This is a genomic window from Streptomyces sp. UH6 (assembly GCF_013421635.1).
In the GTDB taxonomy this organism is placed as follows: Bacteria; Actinomycetota; Actinomycetes; order Streptomycetales; family Streptomycetaceae; genus Streptomyces; species Streptomyces abyssomicinicus.
In genome coordinates this window covers 1-3,912 of record NZ_JACADT010000533.1, presented here as the reverse complement: position 1 = coordinate 3,912, position 3,912 = coordinate 1, and the positions used below count along the sequence as shown (strand labels likewise).

The 3,912-nt window shown below is 69.4% G+C and carries 4 protein-coding genes; 1 reads left to right on the top strand and 3 read right to left on the bottom strand.

Annotation, left to right across the window (positions count from 1 at the left end; genetic code table 11):
* Both HW445_RS21450 and HW445_RS21445 read right to left on the bottom strand, forming a co-directional pair.
* Positions 1-240, bottom strand: a 240-nt coding sequence (locus HW445_RS21450; RefSeq protein WP_180222611.1) for a hypothetical protein, incomplete at its 3' end; no start/stop codon positions are given.
* Positions 241-377: 137 nt separating this feature from the next.
* Entirely contained in the window at positions 378-2,702 is a 2,325-nt protein-coding gene (locus tag HW445_RS21445; protein WP_180222610.1) for an immune inhibitor A domain-containing protein, read from the bottom strand.
* A gap of 364 nt (positions 2,703-3,066) precedes the next feature.
* Between HW445_RS21445 and HW445_RS21440 the strand changes: the two genes are divergently transcribed.
* Positions 3,067-3,339, top strand: coding sequence for a hypothetical protein (locus HW445_RS21440; RefSeq protein ID WP_180222609.1), 273 nt, complete (start codon positions 3,067-3,069; stop codon positions 3,337-3,339).
* A gap of 53 nt (positions 3,340-3,392) precedes the next feature.
* Here the strand turns inward: HW445_RS21440 and HW445_RS21435 are convergent.
* Positions 3,393-3,912: RDD family protein (locus HW445_RS21435; protein WP_180222608.1), on the bottom strand; the 520-nt coding region annotated here is incomplete at its 5' end.

Below are 3,912 nucleotides of genomic sequence, written 5' to 3'. Positions count from 1 at the left end.
TATGAGCCCGTCGGGGTGGTGCAGGACCGCGGTGACCTCGTCGGGCGTCGGCGGCGCCGTGTTCCCGCGCAGGTACACGGCCCGCAGCCCGAGGTTCCGCAGCCGCGTGAGCGCCCGCGCCCGGTTCCGGGCGTGCACCAGGACCCGCACCCGCTCGGGCGCACCCCCCTCGCCGGGCCGCGGGAGGGTCAGGGCGACCACCACGCTGCCGCTGGGCAGGCGCACGAATCCTGAGGACATGACGATGCCTCCCGTCGAACTCCGAAAATTTCGATGGGAGGCATCTGAACACGTCCGGCGGCGCCCCCGCCAGGGGAACGCCGCCGAACGCAGTCTGACCTGCGGTTATGCAGTCGTCACCGAGAGTGTTCGGCGGACTACCGGGCCGCGGGGCCCACCTTGACCGTGATCGTGGAGCCGTCCTTGGCCTGCTTCACGAGCTCGATCCGGGTGTTGGTGTCGCTGACCTTGACGCCGCCCTGCGGGTTGGCCTCGTCGTAGTAGTCGTTCCTGGTGTCGTCGAAGACGGACACGCCGCGCAGCGACGGAACGACGACCGGGACGCCGGCCTTGTGCAGGGTGATGCCGCTGGTCGGCTTCAGGCTGAACGGCGAGTCGTACGCCTGCATGCGGTTGCGCAGCAGGGTGCCGTCGGTCCAGCGCAGCGCGTCCGGGTGGGCGTCGATCGGGAGGATCAGGCCCGCGCCCGGGTGCTTGCTGACGTTGTTGTCCGCCTGGGAGGTGTCCCACTTCCAGATCAGCATGCCGGTCTGGTAGGCGTAGTGCTCGACCCAGTCGGGACGGGTGGTGGACCAGCCGAAGTTGTACGGACCGGTCTTGAGGGTCTTGTCGTACCCGACGTGCTGGCGGTTCTCCACGATGTAGTACTGCTCGTAGAGACCGGTGATCTTGTCGCCCACGCGGGTGAACCCGTTGGAGGTCCAGCCCGCCGCCTCGGTCTCGGCGTCGTCGGAGAAGACCGCCGAACCGTCCGCGGTGATCGCGATGTTGTCGGCCACGAGCCCGGTGAGCATGTAGCCGCCGTCGGTCGCGTAGCGGAAGCGGACCTTGACGGCCTGGCCGGCGTACGCGTCCAGCGGGAACTCGAAGGACTCGTACTGCGAGATGGTGCCGTGCAGCGCCGGGGCGCCGCTGCCGTCGCGCGGGATCGCCGTGCCGTTCATGGTGCCGTCGACCGGCGTGTAGTTCGCGCCGCCGTCGGTGGAGACCTCGACGTAGAAGTAGTCGTAGTCCTGCTCGATGTCGTACCAGGCGTCGAAGGTGATCGCCGCGGACGACGTGCCGGTCAGGTCCACATCACGGGTGAGCGTGTTGCGCAGGTCGTCACCGCTGCCGGTCCACCACTGCTTCTCGCCCTGCGCCGGCGGGTAGATCTCCGTGGAGACCTCCTTCTCCGGCAGCTCGACGATCAGGGCCTGGTCGTTGCGGGTGTTGTACGACTGGACACCCAGCGTGGTCTTCGACGTGGACTTCGAGTCGACCAGCTTGTAGTCCAGCCAGCCCAGCTGCAGCTTGTCCCAGGCGTTCATGTCGCCGGGGAGGTTGCCGATCTGGCCGTCACCCGTGCCGAGCCACGAACCCGAGGACATCAGCGTCCAGAACCCCGTGGAGTTCTCGCCGCCCTGGGTGTCGTAGTGGTCCGGCAGACCGAGGTCGTGACCGTACTCGTGGGCGAAGACACCGAGGCCGCCGTTCTCGGGCTGGATGGTGTAGTCGCCGACCCAGACGCCGGTGTCACCGATCTGGGTGCCGCCGAGCTTGTTGCCCTCCGGGCCGGTACGGCCGGCGTCGGTGCCGAACGCGTACCAGCGGTGGGCCCAGATGGCGTCCTCGCCCTGGGCGCCGCCGCCGGCGGACTCGTCCTCACCGGCGTGCACGACCTGGAAGTGGTCGATGTAGCCGTCGGCCTCGTTGAAGTTGCCGTCGCCGTCGAAGTCGTAACGGTCCCACTGGTCGTACTCGGCCAGCCGGGCCTTGAGCTCCGCGGCGGTGGCGCCCTTCGCGGTCTCGGCGGCGAACCAGGCGTTCAGGCCGTCCTGCACCGCGTTCCAGGCGCAGGGGTCGCACAGGTTCGAGCCGTAACGGGCCTCGTTGTAGGGCACCTTGACCCAGTCGGAGACCTCGCCGTCGACCGAGTAGCGACCCGAGGACTGCTTCTCGTAGTACGTCTTGAGGGACTCGCCCTCGCCGAAGTACATGTCCTCGAAGTGCTTCTGGTCGTAATCGGGCTGCCACTCGGTCGAGTTGTCCTTCGACCGGTCCGGCTCCGCGATCTCGTTGTGCAGCGGACCGGGGGTGCCGCCGTACGTGGGGTGGACCTGCTCACCGAACTCGACCAGGATGGTGAAGATCTTGTCGGTCTTCTCCCGGCCCAGCTCGACGTACTTGCTCTTGCCGTGCCGCTCCTGGAGCTTGACGACCTTGGAGCCGCCCTTCTCCTTGACCTCGGCCTTGCCGGCCAGGACCTTCTGGAGGGCCTGCTCCTTCTTGGCCTCCTGACTCTTGGTCAGGGGGCCGTCGAAGTCGTGCTGGCGGTCCTCGCCCTTGGTCGGCGAGTCCGCCTTCGCGTTGATGGCCACGCCCGCGTCGGGCTGGGCCACCGCGAACGTCGAGAGACCCGCGCTCGCCGTCGCCAGGGCGACGGCAGTAGCGGCCGCTCGAAGCGCCCATCTGGATGCCACTTGAATTCCTCCCCCGCGTCCCCGACGCGCGTAGACAGATGTCCTGAGTACGGAGGTACCGAGTCCTGCTGATCTGGGCAGGCAGGAGTCGCGCGCGGTGATACGCGTGTGTCAAGTGGGAACATTTGACCGGACGTTCGCGGGAAAAACCAGTCCTTGACTTGTCGTGAGCACTTCCTGTAAGCGGACGCTCGGTCGGGCGCGTGGGCGCGCTCCGCGTGCGAGGCTCGTGCCTGCGTGCGCCCCCCGGTGCACCCGCCCGTCGGGGTGTGCCGCGCTTGACCGGCAGGTGGCTCGGGCATGTGCCGGGGAGACCGTGCCGAGCAAGCCGCCCATGTCGCCCACGTCCGAGGACACGATTGCCATGGCCCGTCCGTCCGTGATTCCCCCCGCGACTCCCTCCCTCGCGCAGCTGGTCCGCGGGACCGGCGCGGCGGTGCTGTGTACGACGGCGCTCCTGGCACTCACCGGGGCGAGCTCGGTGCCGGCGGTCGCGCTGATCGCCGTGCTCTCGCTCGTGGCCGGCGTGCTCGCGGCGACGGCCGCCCGAGCCGGTGGACGCGACGGCGGGGGGCGAGTTCCGGCCACCCGTGACACGGCGGACGCCGAGCGGCGCCGGGAGCCCGCGCGGCGCTGATCCGGCGGGCGGCGCTGATCCGGCAGGCGGCGCTGATCCGGCAGGCGGCGCGCTCAGGCGTCGTTGGTGCTGACCACCACGGTCTTGGCCGCCTTGTCGTGCAGACCCTGCTTGAACGGCTTGTCGAAGAAGCTCCAGCCGCCCGCGACGGCGAGCCACAGGCAGGCGCAGCAGAACGCGAACGGCACCCAGAGCACCGCCGCGCGCAGCAGCGAGGTCGTCATCGACGGGGTGCTGCCGTTGTCCAGGTTGGCGACGCGCATCTTGAAGAGCCTCTTGCCGAGGGTCTGGCCGTTGCGCGCGGTCATCAGCGTGTCGTAGCCGACGTACAGGACGACGACGATGATGTCGCGGATCCAGAACTTGGCGGCGTCCACCCGGTCCGCGCTGAGTTCGTACTCGTCGACGTCGAACGCCCAGGCGAGCAGGCCCACCACGATGCCGACCAGCACCAGGTCGACCAGCCGGGCCAGCACGCGCCGGAGGCTGTCGGCGAGCGGGGGCATCCCGGCGAGCGGGTCGGGTGCGGTCCCGCCGTCGTAGGGACCGCCGGGGCCGTACGCGCCGGTGGGG